Annotated in this window: 16 protein-coding genes; 13 read left to right on the top strand and 3 right to left on the bottom strand. The window is 41.2% G+C overall.

Annotated features, from left to right (window positions below):
* Positions 1 to 229 precede the first annotated feature (229 nt).
* The 3 genes from RMY32_RS19485 to RMY32_RS19475 all read left to right on the top strand — a co-directional run bounded on the left by RMY32_RS19485 (position 230) and on the right by RMY32_RS19475 (position 3,446).
* Complete coding sequence (locus tag RMY32_RS19485) at positions 230 to 619, top strand: Tudor-knot domain-containing protein (protein ID WP_322708631.1); 390 nt, start codon at positions 230 to 232, stop codon at positions 617 to 619.
* A 301-nt stretch (positions 620 to 920) separates the two neighbouring features.
* Positions 921 to 1,301 (top strand): hypothetical protein, encoded by a 381-nt coding sequence (locus tag RMY32_RS19480; RefSeq protein WP_322708630.1) that lies wholly within the window; start codon positions 921 to 923, stop codon positions 1,299 to 1,301.
* A 66-nt stretch (positions 1,302 to 1,367) separates the two neighbouring features.
* Positions 1,368 to 3,446 carry a tetratricopeptide repeat protein gene (locus RMY32_RS19475; protein ID WP_322708639.1) on the top strand — a complete coding sequence of 693 codons (2,079 nt, stop codon included), beginning with the start codon at positions 1,368 to 1,370 and terminating at the stop codon, positions 3,444 to 3,446.
* Between the two features lie 210 nt (positions 3,447 to 3,656).
* Here the strand turns inward: RMY32_RS19475 and RMY32_RS19470 are convergent, their stop codons facing one another.
* A complete protein-coding gene (locus RMY32_RS19470) occupies positions 3,657 to 4,055 on the bottom strand; it encodes a DUF5615 family PIN-like protein (RefSeq protein WP_322708629.1) in 399 nt (132 codons plus the stop codon).
* Positions 4,056 to 4,064: 9 nt separating this feature from the next.
* Positions 4,065 to 4,430 (bottom strand): DUF433 domain-containing protein, encoded by a 366-nt coding sequence (locus tag RMY32_RS19465; protein ID WP_409883469.1) that lies wholly within the window; start codon positions 4,428 to 4,430, stop codon positions 4,065 to 4,067.
* 484 nt (positions 4,431 to 4,914) lie between these two features.
* On the opposite strand from RMY32_RS19465, the gene RMY32_RS19460 reads away from it, so the two are divergent.
* The 9 genes from RMY32_RS19460 to RMY32_RS19420 all read left to right on the top strand — a co-directional run bounded on the left by RMY32_RS19460 (position 4,915) and on the right by RMY32_RS19420 (position 15,420).
* Positions 4,915 to 5,355 carry a PIN domain-containing protein gene (locus RMY32_RS19460; protein WP_322708628.1) on the top strand — a complete coding sequence of 147 codons (441 nt, stop codon included), beginning with the start codon at positions 4,915 to 4,917 and terminating at the stop codon, positions 5,353 to 5,355.
* Positions 5,345 to 5,572: a hypothetical protein gene (locus RMY32_RS19455; protein WP_322669454.1), complete on the top strand. Its 228-nt coding sequence runs from the start codon at positions 5,345 to 5,347 to the stop codon at positions 5,570 to 5,572. The genes RMY32_RS19460 and RMY32_RS19455 overlap by 11 nt, the downstream gene beginning before the upstream one ends.
* A 30-nt stretch (positions 5,573 to 5,602) precedes the next feature.
* Positions 5,603 to 6,172: a Uma2 family endonuclease gene (locus RMY32_RS19450; RefSeq protein ID WP_322708627.1), complete on the top strand. Its 570-nt coding sequence runs from the start codon at positions 5,603 to 5,605 to the stop codon at positions 6,170 to 6,172.
* Between the two features lie 119 nt (positions 6,173 to 6,291).
* Positions 6,292 to 8,148: an aspartate kinase gene (locus RMY32_RS19445; RefSeq protein ID WP_322708626.1), complete on the top strand. Its 1,857-nt coding sequence runs from the start codon at positions 6,292 to 6,294 to the stop codon at positions 8,146 to 8,148.
* Between the two features lie 357 nt (positions 8,149 to 8,505).
* A complete protein-coding gene (locus tag RMY32_RS19440) occupies positions 8,506 to 10,566 on the top strand; it encodes a tetratricopeptide repeat protein (RefSeq protein WP_322708625.1) in 2,061 nt (686 codons plus the stop codon).
* Positions 10,567 to 10,785: 219 nt separating this feature from the next.
* A complete protein-coding gene (locus RMY32_RS19435) occupies positions 10,786 to 11,766 on the top strand; it encodes a magnesium transporter CorA family protein (protein WP_322708624.1) in 981 nt (326 codons plus the stop codon).
* A 121-nt stretch (positions 11,767 to 11,887) separates the two neighbouring features.
* A complete protein-coding gene (locus tag RMY32_RS19430) occupies positions 11,888 to 13,372 on the top strand; it encodes an acyl-CoA synthetase (RefSeq protein ID WP_322708623.1) in 1,485 nt (494 codons plus the stop codon).
* Positions 13,373 to 13,538: 166 nt separating this feature from the next.
* A complete protein-coding gene (locus tag RMY32_RS19425; protein WP_322708622.1) occupies positions 13,539 to 15,017 on the top strand; it encodes an amidase in 1,479 nt (492 codons plus the stop codon).
* Positions 15,018 to 15,228: 211 nt separating this feature from the next.
* The gene (locus RMY32_RS19420) at positions 15,229 to 15,420 is read left to right on the top strand and encodes a hypothetical protein (RefSeq protein ID WP_322708621.1); all 192 of its coding nucleotides are present in this window, start codon (positions 15,229 to 15,231) and stop codon (positions 15,418 to 15,420) included.
* A gap of 239 nt (positions 15,421 to 15,659) precedes the next feature.
* Here the strand turns inward: RMY32_RS19420 and RMY32_RS19415 are convergent, their stop codons facing one another.
* Entirely contained in the window at positions 15,660 to 17,906 is a 2,247-nt protein-coding gene (locus tag RMY32_RS19415) for a DUF1796 family putative cysteine peptidase (RefSeq protein ID WP_322708620.1), read from the bottom strand.
* Positions 17,907 to 18,325: 419 nt separating this feature from the next.
* Between RMY32_RS19415 and RMY32_RS19410 the strand changes: the two genes are divergently transcribed.
* A complete protein-coding gene (locus RMY32_RS19410) occupies positions 18,326 to 20,581 on the top strand; it encodes an FdhF/YdeP family oxidoreductase (RefSeq protein ID WP_322708619.1) in 2,256 nt (751 codons plus the stop codon).
* Positions 20,582 to 20,650: the final 69 nt, after the last annotated feature.

The raw sequence follows: 20,650 nt of genomic DNA, 5'->3' as shown, positions 1-20,650 counted from the left end.
GGGTGAAGAGTATTTATGTCAAACTCGCAAAATCAGTAACTACCGTTATTTTTAAATGCGGAATTCTGCGGTGCTATCTTCACATTCAACAGCATAAATTCCTAATTTTTGCTGAGGCGATCGCTAAACAAATCCCACAAAAATAGTAACAGTTAGTTGCAAATTTTGAAGTAGATTTCCAGAAATCACCATCAAAATTTGGTTTTACTGTTTGAGGATAGAAATAATCATGAAAAATAAAGTATTGTTTGGCGCTATATTCATAGCAACTTGGGTAGGAACATTAATTCCCAGTGCTTTTGCTGCTTCACCCTGTTCTGTAGGACAAAAAGCTGAAGTTCTTTGGAAGGAAAAATGGTATCCAGCAACGGTACTTCAGGTTAATGATGAGAAATGCTATATTACCTACGATGGTTATGATAGTTCCTGGGATGAATGGGTTGGCACTGCACGCTTTCGGGCATCATTTCAAACTGGCGATGCAGTGAGAATTTTGTGGAAGGGTAAATGGTATCCAGGGCAGGTTTTAGAAGTTAGCAACGATCTTTATAAAATTACTTATGATGGCTACGATAGCTCTTGGGATGAGTGGGTTGAACCTGCAAGAGTAAGCAGATAGAGAATATTTCACTTTTATAAGTTTAAAGGGGCGATTTCACCTGTTGAAGTCGTCCCTTTAAATTTAAAAGGGTGATTATAAACCGCAGCTACTCACCCCTAAAAGATTGGTTTGGCGTTGCTTTCCCGCCCTGAAATAAATTTCGGGCTAATAGCTCAAGTCCGTTGAAACGGACTGAAATCAGAGTAATCAGGAATGATGGGTTAGATCCCCTATTAATTCGCCAACAGTCTCATTTCATTCGCCCTAGCTCTGTTAAACTGAGAATCATAAGTGAAATCTCGTATACTTTGGCAAACTTATGGAGCCAGTATCACTGACAGCAGGTGCGATCGCAACTTTGGTAATCATCAAAGCCTTTGAAAAAACTGGGGAAATTATCGGCGAAAAGGCTTGGAACGAAGGCGAAAAGTTGTTAGTTTTGCTGAAACGCAAGGAACCTAGTACGGCGAAGGTTATCGAACAGGCTAAAACACAATCTTTAGATTACGGTCAAGCTTATCTCATTGGGCAGCAAGTAGATGAAGCGGCGAAGAAAGATCCTGAAATTGCTCAAGCGGTAGAAGCTGTAGCCAATGAGGCACAACCTCAACTGACGAACACTATTATTGAAAATTGGCAGGGGATAAATATTAAAGGTGGAACTAATACCATTTCTGGTAACACCTTCAACTTCGGCTGACTAAAGTCGCCCCAAGGGGAATTGATAGTTTCTACTGAAATACCGCAAAATTTGCCCCTGAGTGGGGTGGTGGAATTTGTCGGACGTGAAGATGAATTGCAAAATCTTCACCAACTTTTGCAGGATAATAAACAAGTTGCCATTGCTGCGATCGCTGGGATGGGTGGAGTTGGTAAAACAGAACTCGCCTTACAATATGCCATCCAGCGCCGCGAAACATATAACGGTGGACTTTGCTGGTTGCTGGCAAAAACTGGGGATGTGGGCATTCAAGTTGTGCAGTTTGCCAGAACGCAGCTTGATTTAAAGCCGCCAGAAGATTTTGATATACTCGCCCAAGTGCAATACTGTTGGCGGCATTGGCGTGAGGGTGATGTGCTGCTAGTGCTGGATGATGTCAGTGACTACGAGGAAGTTAAGCCTTACTTACAGTCGCTACCTTCTCGGTTTAAAGTGTTGATGACTACGCGCCAGAAGTTGGGACGCATCGCACAGTTATCTTTGGATGTGCTGCAACCAGAGGCGGCGCTGGAGTTATTAAAGTCTTTACTCAAAGAAACACCGGGGCGAATTGAAAAAGAATTAGCTTTAGCAAATCAGTTGTGTGAATGGCTGGGATATTTACCTTTGGGTGTGGAATTAGTTGGGCGATATTTGGCGCGGAAACAGGATTTATCTTTAACAGAAATGTTGCGGCGGTTAGACAACAAGCGATTAGATGAGCGTTCCCTCTCTAAATCTAAGTCGGAAGCCGACATGACAGCACAACGAGGTGTGTTAGCAGCCTTTGAGTTGAGTTGGCAAGAATTAGAGGACAACGATAAACAATTGGGTTGTTTATTGAGTTTATTTGCCGCCGCATCCATACCTTGGAAGTTGGTGGAACAGTGTTTACCAGAAGAAGATGCGGAAGATTTAGAAGAAATTAGAGACGATCGCTTGCTGAATCTGCATTTACTCCAGCGCAAAGGTGAGGGAATCTATCAACTGCATCCACTGTTGCGGGAGTTTTTTCAATACAAGTGTACAGGTTTAAATAAGGGGGAGGAATTAAAGCGATCGCTTTGTCGGGTAATGGTAAACGTTGCTAAGGAAATTCCTGACTCACCCACCTTGAAGCAAATTAACGATGTTTCTCTCGCCATACCTCATATAGCTGAAGTTGCAAATCATCTCATTCAATATATCAGCGATGATGATTTAATTTGGGTATTTGTTGGTAACGCTCGATTTTACGATGGTCAAGGATTATATACTCAGGCTGAAACTTGGTGTCAGCAGTGTCTAGAAACTACTAAAAAACGTTTGGGAGAAGAACATCCAGATGTCGCCCAAAGCCTCAACAACTTAGGAGCACTCTACAACTCCCAAGGCAGATACAGCGAAGCCGAACCCTTTTTAATCCAAGCTTTAGCACTCAGGCGTCAGCTGCTGGGAGAAGAACATCCATCTGTCACCCAAAGCCTCAACAACCTAGCAGTACTCTACAACTCCCAAGGCAGATACAGCGAAGCCGAACCCTTTTACATCCAAGCTTTGGCACTCAGGCGTCAGCTGCTCGGAGAAGAACATCCAGATGTCGCCTCTAGCCTCAACAACCTAGCGTATCTCTACAACTCCCAAGGCAGATACAGCGAAGCCGAACCCCTTTACATCCAAGCTTTGGCACTCAGGCGTCATCTGCTGGGAGAAGAACATCCAGATGTCGCCCAAAGCCTCAACAACCTAGCAGGACTCTACAACTCCCAAGGCAGATACAGCGAAGCCGAACCCTTTTTCATCCAAGCTTTGGCACTATGGCGCAAACTGCTGGGTGAAGAACATCCAGATGTCGCCTCTAGCCTCAACAACCTAGCAGTACTCTACAACTCCCAAGGCAGATACAGCGAAGCCAAACCCCTTTACATCCAAGCTTTGGCACTCAGGCGTCAGCTGCTGGGTGAAGAACATCCATTATTTGCCCTTAGTCTCAACAATCTGGCAAAACTCTACTACTTGCAAGAACTTTATGTAGAAGCTGAACCGTTGTATCTGCAAGCATTAGATATTTTTGAGCGACGGTTAGGCGCAAATCATCCTAATACTGTTACTGTACATAAAAATTTAGCATATTTGCGCGATCGCCTCCCCCAAAATCCAGAATAAGGTAGTTTTGTACAAAGCGTACCGTGATAAAACTGAAAAGGGCGATCGCTTTAACTCGGACTTTCCTGTTCTGAACTCTGAGGTAAAATGAGGCTCCCCAATCTACGCCAGTTTTAGTTTTTAGCCTTAACCCAAGCGTATTGTTATATAGGCAATCGCCTCACTCGGAAAGTTTCATTACTTACATAAATATAGCAACAGCCAAAATGGTTAGGACATTGACAGATGATAAAATTTAGACACAAAAAGGCTTTTCACCCAGTCCCCAGTCCCTAGTCCCCAGTCCCTTGCTATAATTGCCCCTAACTCTAAATCTTCCTGACATTCACTTAAAACTTGCGTCAACCGTTCATTAATTGCATCATAATTTTCGTTCCCCAACCTAAACAAAATCACACTGGGTAAACTCTCCCCACTCACGGCTAAAAGTTGGGCAAAATCTAAATCTATAGTTAATAAAATTCTTCCTTCTCCACGGGCTTTAATTAAAATCTCATCATCTGGTAGTCTTTGCAAACCTTCATCGCGCAAATGCACTACATCATAACCAGCACCACACAACCAAGTTACAGTGCGTAGTGAAATTCCCATATCTGCCAAAAACTTCATTATTACTTGTTAAGCACTTTTGAAGGTATAAACTCGTTCTTGAGTCAACCATGCTGCATAAAGAAGAGATTGACGAATATCTTCTGCTTCTAAATCAGGATATTCTTCTAAAATTTCTTCTATAGACTTTCCATAAGCTACCAAATTTACCACTAAAGAAACCGGAATTCGCATCCCGCGAATGCAAGCTTGTCCAGCCATAATGCTAGGGTCAAATGTAATTCTCTCCAGACCTAACATAAACGATCGCTCCAAAATCTTTTTTATCGCTCTGAGGTGCAATGATGATATTGTAAAATCTAGCGCTCTATTTTTGATTGTAAACCCATAAGCGATCGCCTCCCCCCAAATCCAGAATAAGCTAGTTTTGTGCAAAGCGTACCATAATAAAACTGAAAAGGGCGATCGTCTAGACTAAAATTCATATTGAACTAAGTAAAAATGCCATTCGACTTACTCAAAAGGAGCTTTTACTTACTCAAAATAAGCTTTTGCTTTCTCATTTTGGTGTTTTCCGCAAGCAAAAGCAGCTTTGACTTATTCAAACCCCAGTTTGCTTTCTCATTTTGGTGTTTTCCGCAAGCAAAAGAAGCTTTTACTTACTCAAAAGCTGCTTTTGCTTTCTCATTTTGGTGTTTTCCGCAAGCAAAAGCAGCTTTTACTTTCTCAAACCCCAGTTTGCTTACTCATTTAAGTAATTCACGCATTCATTTTGGTATATCATTGAGCCGAAAGCTGGCGATGCTCTAGAAAAGAAGTGTAAATCTATAAGCGATGTCTACGACGAGCTACGCCTACGCATAGAACGCACTGCTAGAGGCGATGGCTTTTCTTAAGAGAAAGTTGTAAAAAAGGCTATATGACCAGGGTTTATCTAGATACCAGTATTTATAATCGTCCGTTTGACGACCAAACACAGCCAAAAATTTTTCTAGAAACACAAGCTATCATCTTAATTTTACAAATGGTGGAGGCAAGATTAATAGAACTAGTTAGTTCTTCAGTTCTAGAATATGAAAATAGCCGTAACCCTTTTCTTGTAAATCAGCAATCGATGGAGCTATATTTACAAATAGCTGTCTTGAGAGTATTAGTAGATGAAAATATTAGAGTGAGAGGAGAACAACTAGAGCAACAAGGAATTAAACCTATTGATGCACTTCATGTAGCTTGTGCAGAGGCTTCCCAAAGTAATTATTTTATTACTTGCGATCGGAGGTTAATCAACCGATGCCAAGATTTATCAATCTTGGTAATTAACCCGAATAATTTTATATTTGAGGTAGACAATGGAAATTAAAGTTATTAACGAACAAGAAAATTTACAAGAAGTTATGCAGGTCTTACTCAATCATTTAGAACCATCGAAGGTAATGAAATTTTGGGCAGCTTGTAAACTAGGTGAATGTGATTATTTGCAAGTTAAAGAAAAATTATTTGCTAAAGAAACGGTTGCCAGTTTATATGCCAAAATCAAAGAATATCAAGATGATGATAGTAAGCAATCGCTAGAATGAAGGCTATATTCCTGAATTAAAGTTTCAACTATGATAGCCTCACCCCAACAAAGCTATATTACTGCTGAAGAATACCTCCAAATGGAGGAACAAAGCGATATCAAGCATGAATATATAGACGGCTACATCTATGCAATGCCTGAAGTACTCGATCCACATGTTACCGTTGCTGGAAACCTTGCCGTTCTCCTCCGTAATTATGTGCGCGGCTCTGATTGTCGTGTTTACATCGCTGACATGAAAGCCAGAATCGAATCTCTGAATCGCTTTTATTATCCTGATGTGATGGTTACTTGCGCTCGACGAGATCGAGAAACGCCAGGTTATAAAAGATTTCCCTGTTTAATTGTCGAAGTTTTATCTAATTCTACCGAAGCTTTTGATCGGGGCGATAAATTCGCTGATTATCAAACACTCGAAAGTCTGCAAGAATATGTTTTAATTAATACAAAACGTCAGCGAGTTGAGTGTTTTCGACGCAATGAACAAGGGTTATGGGTTTTACAATCTTACACAGCAGAGCATCAATCATTTCGACTCAATAGCGTGGATTTTGAGGAAACAATGGCAACACTTTACGAAGATGTAGTTTTTGAATAGTTAATTATTATAGGGCATTCGACGCAATATTTAGTAAAATATATAACTGATAAGCCTTGAAAGCTTCCTTACTAGGCGGAAGCGTTGATGAAAGCAGGCACAATTGATTAAAAAAAGTTATGGCGCTCATAGTTCAGAAATACGGTGGTACATCTGTCGGTTCAGTGGAACGTATTCAAGCTGTTGCACAGCGTGTTTATAAAACTGTTCAAGCTGGAAACTCTATTGTCGTAGTGGTTTCGGCAATGGGCAAAACCACCGATGGACTCGTCAAACTAGCTACTGAAATTTCTCCAAATCCTAATCGCCGGGAAATGGATATGCTGCTTTCCACTGGCGAACAAGTAACTATTGCCTTACTCAGTATGGCTTTGCAGGAACTCGGACAACCTGCAATTTCCATGACTGGCGCTCAGGTAGGAATTGTTACTGAAGCCGAACACAGCCGCGCTCGGATTTTGCATATTGAAACTACTCGCCTAACTCGCCACATAAATGCAGGTAAAGTAGCTGTAGTAGCAGGCTTCCAAGGTATCTCTAGCGTTGGAGAGATGGAAATTACGACTTTGGGTCGTGGTGGTTCCGACACCTCAGCAGTGGCGATCGCCGCCGCATTAAAAGCGAATTTCTGTGAAATTTATACAGATGTTCCAGGTATTCTCACTACAGACCCCCGCTTGGTTGCCGAAGCCCAGTTGATGGATGCCATCACCTGCGATGAAATGTTGGAATTAGCTAGCTTGGGCGCAAAAGTGCTGCATCCTCGTGCTGTAGAAATTGCCCGTAACTACGGTGTTCCCCTGGTAGTTAGGTCTAGCTGGACGGATCAACCAGGTACTTGGGTGACATCAGCCAAACCCCAAGGACGATCGCTAATCAATTTAGAAATTGCCCGTCCAGTAGATCATGTAGAATTTGACACCGATCAAGCGAAGGTCGCTTTGTTGCGCGTACCCGACAAACCAGGCGTTGCAGCTAGGTTATTTGGCGAAATTTCTCGGCAAAAAGTAGATGTAGATTTGATTATTCAATCAGTTCATGATGGTAATAGTAATGACATTGCCTTTACTGTCACCACACCAATATTAAAACGAGCAGAAGCAGTAGCAACAGCGATCGCCCCAGCACTGAGAAGTCCATCTAACCCCAAATCTGACGAAGCCGAGGTAATGGTAGAACATAACATTGCCAAAGTCAGCATCGCAGGTGCAGGAATGATTGGCCGTCCTGGTGTAGCTGCAAAGATGTTCGCCACATTAGCTGAAGCTGGCGTGAATATCCAAATGATTTCCACCAGCGAAGTGAAAGTAAGTTGCGTAGTCAATGCTGCAGAATGCGATCGCGCCGTCTTAGCACTCCGCACTGCCTTTGAAATAGAAGCAGGGGAGCAGGGGAGCAGGGGAGCAGGGGAGAGTACGTGCATAGATTCTCCTCTGCCCCTCCGCCCCTCTGCCCCTCTGCCTAATTGTCCCCCGGTTCGCGGTGTCGCCCTCGATTTGAATCAAGCGCGTCTTGCGATTCGCCAATTACCAGATCGTCCGGGGGTGGCGGCGAAGTTGTTTGGATTATTAGCGCAATACAATATTAGTGTTGATATGATTATCCAATCTCAGCGTTGCCGGGTGATTGATGGTGTTCCCAGACGAGATATTGCTTTTACAGTCTCGCAGATAGACGGGGAAAATGCCAAAAAAATGCTGACTCAAGTAGCGGCAGAGTTAGGATGGGGTGAAGTTGTTTTAGATAGTGCGATCGCTAAAGTAAGTATTGTCGGTGCAGGGATGGTAGGACAACCAGGCGTTGCCGCTAAAATGTTTGAAGCTTTAGCTCAACAACAAATCAATATTCAAATGATTGCCACCTCAGAAATCAAAATTAGTTGTGTTGTGGCACAAGAGCAAGGTGTTAAAGCTTTGCAAGCTATTCATGCAGCCTTTGAACTGGCTGGTAGCGAGAAATTTGTCGTGCCAGCGTAAAATCTGAATCAATAAGCTTTCACCCTAAATTCCTTTCCAAGCTTGCTACGGTGTACACACAAGTCCTAAAAACCTAGCTTGATAAGACTTTCCTCGTTCCCAGTCTCCGGCTGGGAATGCATTCATTGAGTCTCTGACTCAATGCCAGATTGGAGGCAGAGCCTCCACGAGGAGCATTCCCATGTTCTACATGGGAACAAGATAAACGAGATAAACGAGATAAATATACACGCCGTAGCAGCCGACGCATCGATCTCATTGGAAATTGCTTAATAAATAAATATTTATATTTTAAAATCATTAATAATAACACGTAAGCTATAATCGAACAATTTATCAGACTATAATTTGATATTGATGAATAGTCATTTACTAGATGGACATTATCAAATACTAAAAGTTCTCAATGATGGGGAAAAAGAGAAAACCTATCTAGTTGAAGATGTTAATCTTAATCACCAAGAATTTATAGTAAAGCAGTTATCTGTTCCTAATAGCAATCCTCAAGCTTTAACAATCCTAAGCCGCTTGTTTGCTAGTAAAGCAGAAACTTTAGAAAAACTCGGACAAGAACACGATAAAATTCAAAAGCTCATTGCTTCTTTTGAAGAAAATGAAGAATTTTATCTAGTTCAAGAATTCATACCTGGTAATCCTTTAACTGACGAAATAATCCAGGGACAACTTCTCAAGGAAGACCAAGTAATTAGTCTTTTGTCAGAGATATTAGAAACTTTGGTAGTTGTACATAGCTATGGCATAATTCATCGGAATATTACGCCAGCAAATATTATTCGCCGGGAATCAGATAAAAAATTAGTTTTGATTAATTTGGGTACTTTTAATGAAGCGATCGCTAATACTGTTGAAGATTCAGAGTATATGCCGATAGAACAAATTAACGGCAATCTTAAATACAACAGTGATATATATGCTTTAGGTATCGTTGCGATCGCAGCACTGAAAGGTTTACCTACAAAGGAAATATCTAATTTGCGAAGTCAGAAAAATAAGCTGACAGGTGAAATACTTTGGCGCGATAAAAATATAAAATGTAACAGAAAATTAGCAAAAATTATTAATAAAATGGTGCGTTTTGATTATCGGAAGCGCTACCAGTATGCAACGGAAGTTTTAGACGACCTGAAAAAGTTAATAAATGTTGATGACAATCGACAAAAACAGCATCAGAAAAAATTATTACTAGTTATAGCAGGGATAGCTGGATGTATTACCCTTAGTGTTGCAGCTTGGCAATTGAGATCGCCAAAACTTGTGAGTAATGCTCAAAAGACATTATACCAAGAGGGAGTGAATAAATATGAGTCAGGAAACTATGAAGGAGCAGTTGAAGATTTCAATCAGGTTATTGAATTAGATCCGCAAAACGCTTTAGCTTATAATCGGCGAGGTGATGCTTATTATCGATTAGGAGATTACGAGCAAGCACAAGCAGATTCTAGCCAAGCCATTTTACTTAATTCTCAAGATGCTAATGCCTATTTTGACCGAGGATTTGCTTTTTCGGCATTAGGCAAATACAAAGAAGCGATCGCAGATTATACTCAAGCAATTAAGTTAAATTCTAAAGACGCTTATGCTTACTATGGACTAGGATTAGCTCGTACTCAATTGAAGGATAATAAAGGTGCAATTGAAGATTTTAGTAAAGCGATCGCTCTTAAACCCCAGTATACCGAAGCCTACTTGCAACGAGGTATTCTCCACCGTCGCCTCAAACAAAGACTCGAAGCAATCCAAGATTTTGATAAAGTAATTAAGATTAATCCTAGCGATGCTAAAGCTTTTTATCAAAGGGGTTTAACTCAATCTATTAATAAACAAAAAGATGAAGCAATTAAAGATTACACAGATGCAATCAACATCAATCCCAAATACATAGAAGCTTATCTAAATCGTGGTGATATTTACAGCGATCTGGGAAATCAAGTAGAAGCTACTGAAGATTACAACACTATTTTACAGATCGATCCTAAATTTATTGCAGCTTATATTCACAGAGGTATTCACCGCTTTTCTTTTGGAGATTATAAAGGCGCTATTCAAGATTATACTGAAGCATTAAAACTAGATATTAATAATATAGCAGCTTACAACAACCGTGGTAACGCTTATCTGGAACTGGGAAATAAAAAAGCTGCAAATCAAGATTATTCACGAGCGATCGCAATTAATCCTAACAACGCCTTAGCCTATTATAACCGGGGTGTGATTCGCACTAAGCAGAAAAATAAACTAGGTGCGATCGCAGATTTCAAAAAAGCTGCAAAACTATTCCGACAGCAAGGCGAACAAGATAGTTATCAAGATGCACGGCAAGAAATTGCAATTCTGCAAAATAATTCAGCACCAGCGCCAACTACTCGCCTAAAATCTGGGAAAATAGAAAAAAATTGAGCTACCACTCAATATAGTATTGACTATCAACAGTCAAAACTCTTAGAGAGTGATTGTGCTATTTAAATGTGTTTTACTTTACAAATTTACGACTAGTACTTTATCAAACTAGTTTTAATGGTTTGTAGTAAGCACTTTAGTAATTATAAAACAAGGATTAAAGTCCGATTAATTACCATGAGTCACAGTATTTTTCCACGGCTCAATTAGGATTGCTATATGTTAATTCTCCTGACTTTTCATCAAGATAACCTAGAAATATTCAGCCATAGAGATGTCGATACAGTACTGAAAAGAATTGATGGTTCTCACAATATTTGGTTGCGCTGTGTTCACTTCCGCGATCGCACTGGAACAGCCAAGATTATCAAGCACTTTGGACTAAATCCATCTCGTGTTAACATGATTTTCAACCATTCCCCTGTAGGAATTGATGAAGACGTAGAAGATTGTTTATTTGACAGTTATGAAATCCTAAGTTCTCAAATAAAAAATAATGAGTTTGAGGTGGTGCGTGGCAACATTGTAGTTGGAAATAATTTTATCATAACTTTTGAAATCACAGAACTAAAAATTTTAACTATTTTAACTAATAATCTCCAAAAGCGAACTCTGGATATTCCAAAACTGGGAATTGACTATCTTTTTTATCTCATATTTAAAGACATTTTAAATAACTACGAAACTGTATTTACCTATATTTCTAGAAAACTTGATGATTTAGAAGATGAAGTTTTAGACAATTCTGGTGATGAATCAACGTACCAAAAAATTGCCACAATGAGGCAATCTACTCGTTCTGGACGACGTAATTTTCAAAGCATCAAGTTACTTATGGCGATTATGGATAATGAAGATTTCCAATGGATCGGTCAGCCAGTAAAAGAACTATTCAATCAAGAATTGGTTCATCACGTTGATAAACTCTGGCAAGAATATCAAGCTATAAGAGCCTGGATGTCAGAATTAATGGAAATTCAACGCGATAATATTGCTAGTAAAACAGGCGAACGAATTAATCGCCTGACTATCTTATCAACCATCTTTTTGCCAATAACTTTTATATCTGGTTTCTATGGTATGAACTTCAAAAATATGCCGGAATTAGAACAACCTTTAGCTTACCCTGTGGTAATTTGTATGATGGCATTAATTGTGATTGGCAGTATTGCCTATGCGAAAAAACAACGTTGGTTGTAGTATTTATAAAGTTACGAATAAAAAATTATAGATTTATTAAAAAAATCCTTTATTTGAGCCTGTCGGTGCAGAGAAAACTTTCATTAAGTAGACTGAATCAACCCTAAATCAACAAAAAAACGTGAATTTACCATTGATTATTCGTGCTGAAGAACACAACGAGAAAACAGCAATTGTGACAACGGACGGAGCATTTACCTATCGGGATTTGCTACACACTTCCAGTCAAATAGCAACAAATCTTCTTCAAAATACAGAAGATTTACAAGAGCAGCGAGTTGCCTTTCTCATTCCGCCTGGGTTTGAGTATGTAGCCACTCAATGGGGAATTTGGCGGGCTGGTGGCATAGCTGTACCTCTGTGTGTTTCCCATCCACGCCCAGAATTGGAGTATGTAATTACTAATTCTGGAGCATCGATTATTATTGCTCATCCTAATTTTGAGGGTATACTGCAATCGCTCGCCCAACAATACAATTTACGATTTATCCTTACCTCAGAAACGCTTCCATTTAATGTTAGTCGCCTCCCAGAAGTAGATATCGCTAGACGCGCTTTAATTCTCTACACTAGCGGTACAACAGGTAAACCCAAGGGTGTAGTTACAATTCACCAAAATATTCAAGCGCAAGTGACTAGCTTAACTACCGCTTGGGAATGGACATCGGACGATCGTATTTTGCATATCCTGCCACTACATCATATTCATGGGATTATTAACGTACTCACTTGTGCATTATGGGCTGGCGCGGAGTGCCATATATTGAGCAAGTTTGATGTCGAAACCGTTTGGAGGCGAATTTGTGACGGTGACTTAACCTTATTTATGGCAGTACCAACAATTTATGTAAAGTTCATTGCGGCTTGGGAAACTGCCTCTAAGGAACGCCAAAAAATTATGTCGGCAGGCTGTGCTAAAATGCGCCTGATGGTTTCTGGCTCGGCAGCATTACCAGTTCAAGTTTTAGAAAAGTGGCAAACCATCAGCGGCCATTTTCTGCTGGAACGCTATGGTATGACTGAAATTGGCATGGCGTTATCGAACCCTTTACACGGTGAACGATTATCTGGATATGTGGGAAAGCCTTTACCTCAAGTTGAAGTGAGATTAGTAGACGAGAACGGAGAGTTAGTTCCAGCCGGAACACCAGGAGAAATCCAAGTTAAAGGTTCTGGAGTGTTTTTAGAATATTGGCAAAACCCCGAAGCAACCGCCAAAGCTTTCCAAAATGGCTGGTTCCGTACTGGAGACACCGCCGTAGTTGAGAACGGTAACTACCGAATTCTGGGACGGATGAGTGTGGATATCATCAAAACGGGAGGGTATAAAGTTTCCGCTTTAGAAATTGAAGAAGTACTGCGATCGCATCCAGATATTCAGGAATGTGCAGTGGTTGGGGTTACTGATTTAGAATGGGGCGAACGGGTGTGTGCCGCCTTAGTATTGCAAGGCTCACAACCTTTAACATTAAAAGCTTTCAGGAATTGGGCAAAAGAGCGATTGGCGGTTTATAAAGTGCCAACCCAAATTTTGATAGTTGAAGAATTACCGCGTAACGCGATGGGGAAAGTGACTAAGCCGACGGTGGTTGAGCTATTTTGCTGATAGCGATTGTCATTAGTCATTGGTCATTGGTCATTGGTCATTAGTCATTTGTGTTTCTAAGGACAAATGACTAATGACAAAGGACAACCCTCTCTTGAAAGAGACGCTGCGCGAACATTAGTTGATGTGCAAGCTTAGAATCTGACAAATGAGGTGAAATCGATTTATGAGTGACTTAATTTTTCTACCTGCTCATCAACTTGCTCAGATGATTCGCGATCGCCAAGTCTCTGCTGTCGAAGTGTTCGATGCTTACCTGGCGCAGATTTATAAACACAACTCAAAGCTGAATGCGATTTGCACCTTAGACGAAGACAATGCTCGTACCAGAGCAAAGCTTGCAGATGAAGCTTTAGCTAGAGGAGAACACTGGGGCGCTCTGCACGGTGTCCCTGTAACAATCAAAGACATTTTTGAAACAGTAAGACTCCGTACCACAGCAGGTTACATTCCTCTTAAAGACTACATTCCTCAACAGGATGCCACCGTTGTTGCCAGATTGCGGAAAGCAGGAGCCGTTATTCTGGGAAAAACCAACATGGCAGAACTGGCTGGTGATTTTCAAAGTACAAATTCTCTGTTTCCACGGGTAAATAATCCCTGGAATCTTGACTATACAGCAGGTGGCAGTTCTGGAGGTAGTGCTGCTGCTGTTGCAGCCGGACTTTCAGCATTAGATATAGGTAACGATATTGCAGGTTCCGTGCGCCAGCCTGCAACTTTTTGCGGTGTGTATGGCTTAAAGCCAACAGATCGCCGTATTTCCACCGCCGGAAGTATCCCTGAAGTACCGGGAATGCCGCTGTGCTTGCGACAAATGTTGACTATTGGCTGTTTTGGGCGATCGCTCGAAGATATTCGCCTTTGTTTCTCGCTGCTCGCTGGTGCGGATCTGCGTCGCCCAGATGTGCCACCGATTCCCCTTGATACTCCATCAGGCAAGTCTTTGCAGGATCTTAAAATTGCTTGGATTGATGAATGGGTAGAGGTTCCCGTTGCTGCGGAAATTCGAGGTGCAGTACAGACAGTGGTGCAAAAACTTGCTCAAGCAGGTACTCATGTTGAACGCTGGCTTCCCAAAGATTTTGATTTATCGACAGTGTGGAACCTCTGCGGGCGGATGGAAGCATACATCAACAACTACGCCCAACCAAAAGATCGCTATAATGTGCTACGCAGCTTAGAGTTACTCTTTCGCACGGCAACTCAAGGCGACAAAAAATTGCGAAAATTGGGGAATTTCAGCAGCTTTCTGCCAGAACTTTTAAATCCTAGCTTAAGAGGATATTTTGAGACACTCACCGAGCGCGATCGCTTCATTGCCCAAATCGATGAAGCTTTAGAAGCGTGGGATGTATGGCTCACTCCTGTGACAGCAACTCCTGCATTTACTCATTGTCCGGCTTGGAGCGCTATTGATATAGACGACAAATCCTATCCTCATGCGGTGGCAAACGGATCCTACACTATGCCATTTAATCTCAGTGGTCATCCGGCGGTGGTGATTCCGATTGGGCAAACTCACAATGGCTTACCGATTGGAATCCAAATTATTGGCAAGCGATGGCGCGAGATGGAGTTGCTAGCGATCGCTCAAGAACTTGATAAAGTGGTTGGTGATTTCCGCCATCCATTAGGCTATTGAGGAATGGCAGTTTTTGGGCTTTACAAGCGTGCCATTCCACGTTAAGTCTTGATGCCGGATACGAGTTGCCAACCCTTTGTACACCCTACGAACTAATGGGAGAGTAGATATGTGGAAAGATGAAATTCTTGAAGAGATTTATAGAATAGACCTCTTGCAAAAGTCCCTAATACCCCACCCCCAACCCCTCCCCGCTAGGGGGGAGGGGAGCGTGTTAGCAAATGCGGGGTGGGGTTCTTTATTTTTTATTTATGCAAGAGGTCTAATTAGAGAAGAACATGCAAAGGCTTTCAACTACGATTTACAAGCAATTTGTGATGATTTGCGACAAAAACAAGCTGTAAGTAATCGGCAGATCATTTCACAGCCACTCAAACAACCCAGTCGCCGAAATAACAAATGAGTACTCCGAAATAGCAAATGAGTACTCCGAAATAACAAATGAGTACGCCGAAATAGCAAATGAGTACTCCGAAATAGCAAATGAGTACTCCGAAATAACAAATGAGTACGCCGAAATAGCAAATGAGTACTCCGAAATAGCAAATGAGTACTCCGAAATAGCAAATGAGTACTCCGAAATAACAAATGAGTACTCCGAAATAGCAAATGCGTTGGCGTAGTCCACCGCAGCCATCGCCTCTACCCTATTTCCCACCCCTTCGGTATTTTCGGCGGACACCAAAAGAGGTTTTTGCTAGACACACCAAGGGATTCTAGAATTCCTCGCATCACCTCTGTGCAGTACATCCAGTGTCCCAAATCGTCATACATGCGATCGGGATTAAACTCGACATTGTAATGCAGCACATTGGGAAGGTCTAAAAACTCATCATCGCTTTGGGGAGAAAGAAGCAAGAGATGAAATGGTTTCCCCTGGCATTGTTTTTCCAGCTTGTTGACTAAATCTAACACACCACCGCGATCGCTAATTCCTGTGCGAACAAAAAGCACTTTGTCGCAGTGCCGCAGTGCGTACCAAAACCTTTCAGCGCGTGCTGTGTAACGAACGCGCATCCGTTCATAGACGGGAGACATATCTTGAACAGCGTTGTCTGTCTCCTCAACTTCATGGGCAAAGGATAAACCCGACCATTTACCGTGGTATATTCTACCTGCATCAGGGCTGTAATGCAGAAAAGCAGGGTTCCACATATCATCAAAACCGGTTTCGATCGCATCCGCAACATCTGCAATATTAGTAGTGCGCGTTAAATCAAACGGAAAGGCGGGGCCATCGTACTCCATTTTATACAACATCATCCGGACGGCACAGCGATCGCCAAGGGGAAGAATTGCCACACGGCTGATATCTGATAACTCACATTTGTATTGGAAAAATACCGCAGACTTAGGTGGTGCTTTTACCCGGCTTTCTAGCCCATCTTTACCAATCATCATTGTGCGAAAAGGGACATCGGGATAAAGCGGATCTTCATAAACACCCGATGGCATGGCTTTAAGGGCATTGCAAACTTCCGTCCACATCGGCTGAATGTTGTACTCGCTGTCTGATTCGTTGATTATCCAGAGGTGGCGTTCATCTGCTTGCAAAATCCCCAAATGTCCGTCATAGAATAAAACGTTGTTCGGCGAAAAGAGATTAAAGGCGGGACTATATTCTAAATCGGTATTTGGAGGGATATTTATTGTAGTTGCGATCGCGCCATCCTCTACAACGAAGAAGGGGAGCGTTCCTGGTTGGGTATCCTTGGCAATGTAAATACCTGGTATCAACCCAGCCTGACTTTGCAGTGCAGTTTGTAGTTCTTGCCAATAGGGAGCGATCGTGTAGCTGTATTGCGATCGATTAATAATCCGTAAACGCTTCTCTTCGATACAGACAGAAACATTAAAGCCCACATTATCAAAGTAAATGGGAAATTCATTCGGCTCGCGGAAGCGTTGTTTTTCTGCTAATTCGTCTTTGTCGATATCGAATAATTGCTGGTCGATCTGCTGATACATGAGGCTATGACCTACTGTATTCGGGTGAGCCGGATCGAAGGATGTCCCCGCTTTCCATTTTCCTTGTCCATCATCTATAGCAGCCAACCAATCCAATACAGGTACGCCCCAACTTAGCATCCGTTTGTGTGTGTCTTGAATCAGCCAGTAATGTTCCAGAGAATAATCACCATTGGGATAGACACCGCCCAGAATTGGAATAGCTCCGATGTCGCGCGTCATTTTCACAAGTTGCTGCAAGCCACTTTCAAACCGTCGCTGTACTGCTCGTCGTTCGTGAGGGGAACAGTAAGCTAACCCTTCGTTACCCAGAGATAGGGCAATGATAACGATATCCGGTTTTTCTGGGGTGACAAACCAGGGGAATCGAGCGATCGTTCTGCTGACATTCGCTCCCACCTCCGACACATTCACCAGTTTATGCCCATATTTTTGCTGTAAAGCTTGTGCCAACTGCCAAACCCAACCTTTCAAAAACCAGGCTTTATGACCTAATGCAACCGAACTACCAATGACTACGATTTTTAAACCTTCAGGCTCTCGATCCAGGGGAATTTTAACAGCAGGCTTCTCAATATATCCAAACGGATAAGCTTGTAAATAACCTAATGCGCCATCATCCACAATAATTGTGCTGGCACGATCTTTAGAATCGATTGGAATCCAACGGTTTGTATCTAGTAAGCTCTCCCATTGGGCGTTGCCATTGACATCGAATAGCACATACTTGTATTCAACTCTCTGTTGACCGCCTGACTCTTGAATGTCAATTTCATCTGTCCACCATAAAGGATAGCGATCGCCACTTGTACGCAGATGAACACATTTACTAATATCCCACAATCCCAACTCTGGAGTAGAACCCACCAGACCAATGGATTCGCCCGTTTGAGTGTATGCATTGATCTCGAATCGATACATAGAGTTTATCCTGATTTAGTGAGGACAATACCAAACGGCCGGCTGAATCCTGAAACCTGCTTTGAGAATATCACATAGAACTCTTCAGATTCCGGTATTAATCTTTTTAAGTATACTCAAGTTCTGATTTACATCACTCAAAGCTATAGCAGGCAAGCTTTTCAAAAATAAAATCGGCTCTTTATAGAAGAATCTTATACTGATTAAATAGAATTTATTGTATTAAAAGTAATAACACAATTAAGAACAAATCAAAAAAAGGATAAGATTAAGTTAAATTGGTTCTATCGCTCTCTTTTATATAGTTAGAGCCAGAAAAGCATTTTTACGTAAGTGTTACAAATAGTTTCAATTAAAATTAATACTTGCCGAATAATTTTTAGCAATAATAAGTTAAGCGAGTTGAGATTTAGCTCAGTATGGATAACTTACCTCAAAACGATTCTAGCTCCCCTGCTGGGGGTGGTTTACCTGTAATTCAGTATTGGGTAGAAAAAACTCTCTCATCACAAGGATTAAAATTATGGCAAACTCTCAATCATAAAAGTGCATGTTTATCCTGCGCTTGGGGCACGGGTGGACAAAAAGGAGGGTTTGTTAATGAAGCGGGAGAATATTTACAACGCTGTGCTAAAAGTGTAGAGGCGATCGCTGCGGAATTGCAACCAGGAATTAAGCGAGATTTTTTCCGAGAAAAAAGCATTAGTGAATTACAAAAACTGACTTCTCAAGAATGCGATTCCTTGGGTAGATTAAGTTATCCTCTGATTCTCAGATCGGGTTCATCCCATTATCAACGTATAAGCTGGGAAGAAGTCTACCAGATCGCTACACAAGCCTTTAATTTCCCACCAGCACGAATTGCTAGTTATAGTTCTGGACGCTCATCTAATGAAGCTGCTTATTTACTACAATTATTAATGCGATCGCTAGGTAGTAATAATCTAGCAGACTGTTCAGATTTGTGTCACGCACCCTCAACAGTAGGGTTAAAAAAAGTTTTCGGCTCAGGTACATCGATGGTGAGCTTAGAAAACCTAAAACATAGTGATTGTATAGTTTTAATTGGTTCTAACGCCCCTGCAAATCATCCAAGACTGATGAATGAATTGATCGAATTGCGGGAAAGAGGCGGGAAAGTAATTATTATTAATCCCCAAATTGAAATCGGTTTAGTTAAATTTGCGTCTCCTGCATTTCCGATCAAATCTTTACTCACAGGAGGTTCTGATATATCTTCTTTATATTTACAACCAATTCCTGGTAGTGATGCTGCATTATTTGTAGGTTTGCAAAAATCTCTGATTGAACAGAATTTAATTAAAATAGAATATCTTAAATCCTATACACAAAATTGGCAAAATGTTGTAGATTACGCTAATAATATATCGTGGGATAACATTACTAGCACCTGTGGCTTATCCCAAGAAGAAATCACAGCAACAGCTTATATAATTGGTAAATCAACGCGTGTAGTTTTCGCCTGGGCAATGGGAATAACTCAACACTCTAACGGCGTGGATAATATTTTTAGTATTGCTAATACAGCCTTAATTACAGGTAACGCTGGTAAAATTGGTGCTGGAACAATGCCCATTCGAGGACATTCCAATGTGCAAGGCTTTGGTTCAATGGGTGTTACTGTAAACTTGCGAGAAGAAATCAAACAAGCACTATCTCAATTATTAGGAACAACTCTAAGTGAAACTCCTGGCTATCATACCCGTGACTTAATCGCAGCAGCAGAATTAGGAAAGATAGATACACTGTTTTGTTTAGGAGGTAACTTGTATGCAGCTAACCCAGATTTACAGCAAGCGAAACAGGCACTCTCGCAAATAGAAACCATATTTTATGTAGCTACTAAACCAAACTTAGGACATTTCCACGGATTAGCGAAACAGCAAACTTTAATATTACCTGTATTCAATCGTTTTGAAAATCCTCATAAAACAACAACTGAATCAGGTAATAATTTTGTACGGTTAAATGATGAAGGTAAAAGTCATTTAAAAGCGCCTAATGCCGAGCTAATTTCGGAAATAGAATTAATCACAGAAATTGCTCATCGTTTACATAGTCAAACACCGATAAATTGGCGTAAGCTGCAAGATACGACTTATGTTAGAGAATTAATTGCTAAAACTATTCCTGGCTATGAGAAGATTGGCACAATTGACCAAAGCAAGCAAGAGTTTATCATTGAAGGGCGGATTTTGGATGAACCGAAATTTCCCACACCTGATGGTAAAGCACAGATGTTTGTCACGCCTTTACCGCAATTATCAGTACCAACTAAAGCAGCGTTTGGTGTAGCAGAAAATCAGCCAGGAATTGTGGTAATTTTAGGAACAGGACGCAGCTATGGTCAACATAATACTGTAGTTTATCGCAGTGAAGATAAATATCGAGGTATGCCTCATCGTCACTGTATTTTAATGAATTCTCTAGATGTCAAAAAAGCGGGATTCCAGGAGCATCAGCGAGTAATAGTGAAAGGAGATCGAGAAGAATTAGACAATATTGAAATTATTTGTGGGGCGATTCTTGAAGGTGTAGCTTTTATGTTTTATCCTGAAGCTAATGTTTTATTTAAAGCAAACATTGATCCGCAAAGCGGTACACCTGCTTATAAAAGAGTTCCAGTTTGTATTATAGGTTCTCGACTTCTTTAAGAGGATGTCTGAAAACTTTTTGGTGTTGTATTTGAGACTTGTAGATCCCCCTAAATCCCCCTTAAAAAG

The sequence above is a fragment of the Nostoc sp. ChiSLP03a genome, from assembly GCF_034531215.2.
GTDB lineage: Bacteria > Cyanobacteriota > Cyanobacteriia > Cyanobacteriales > Nostocaceae > Nostoc.
This window is presented reverse-complemented; position numbering and strand designations above follow the sequence as displayed.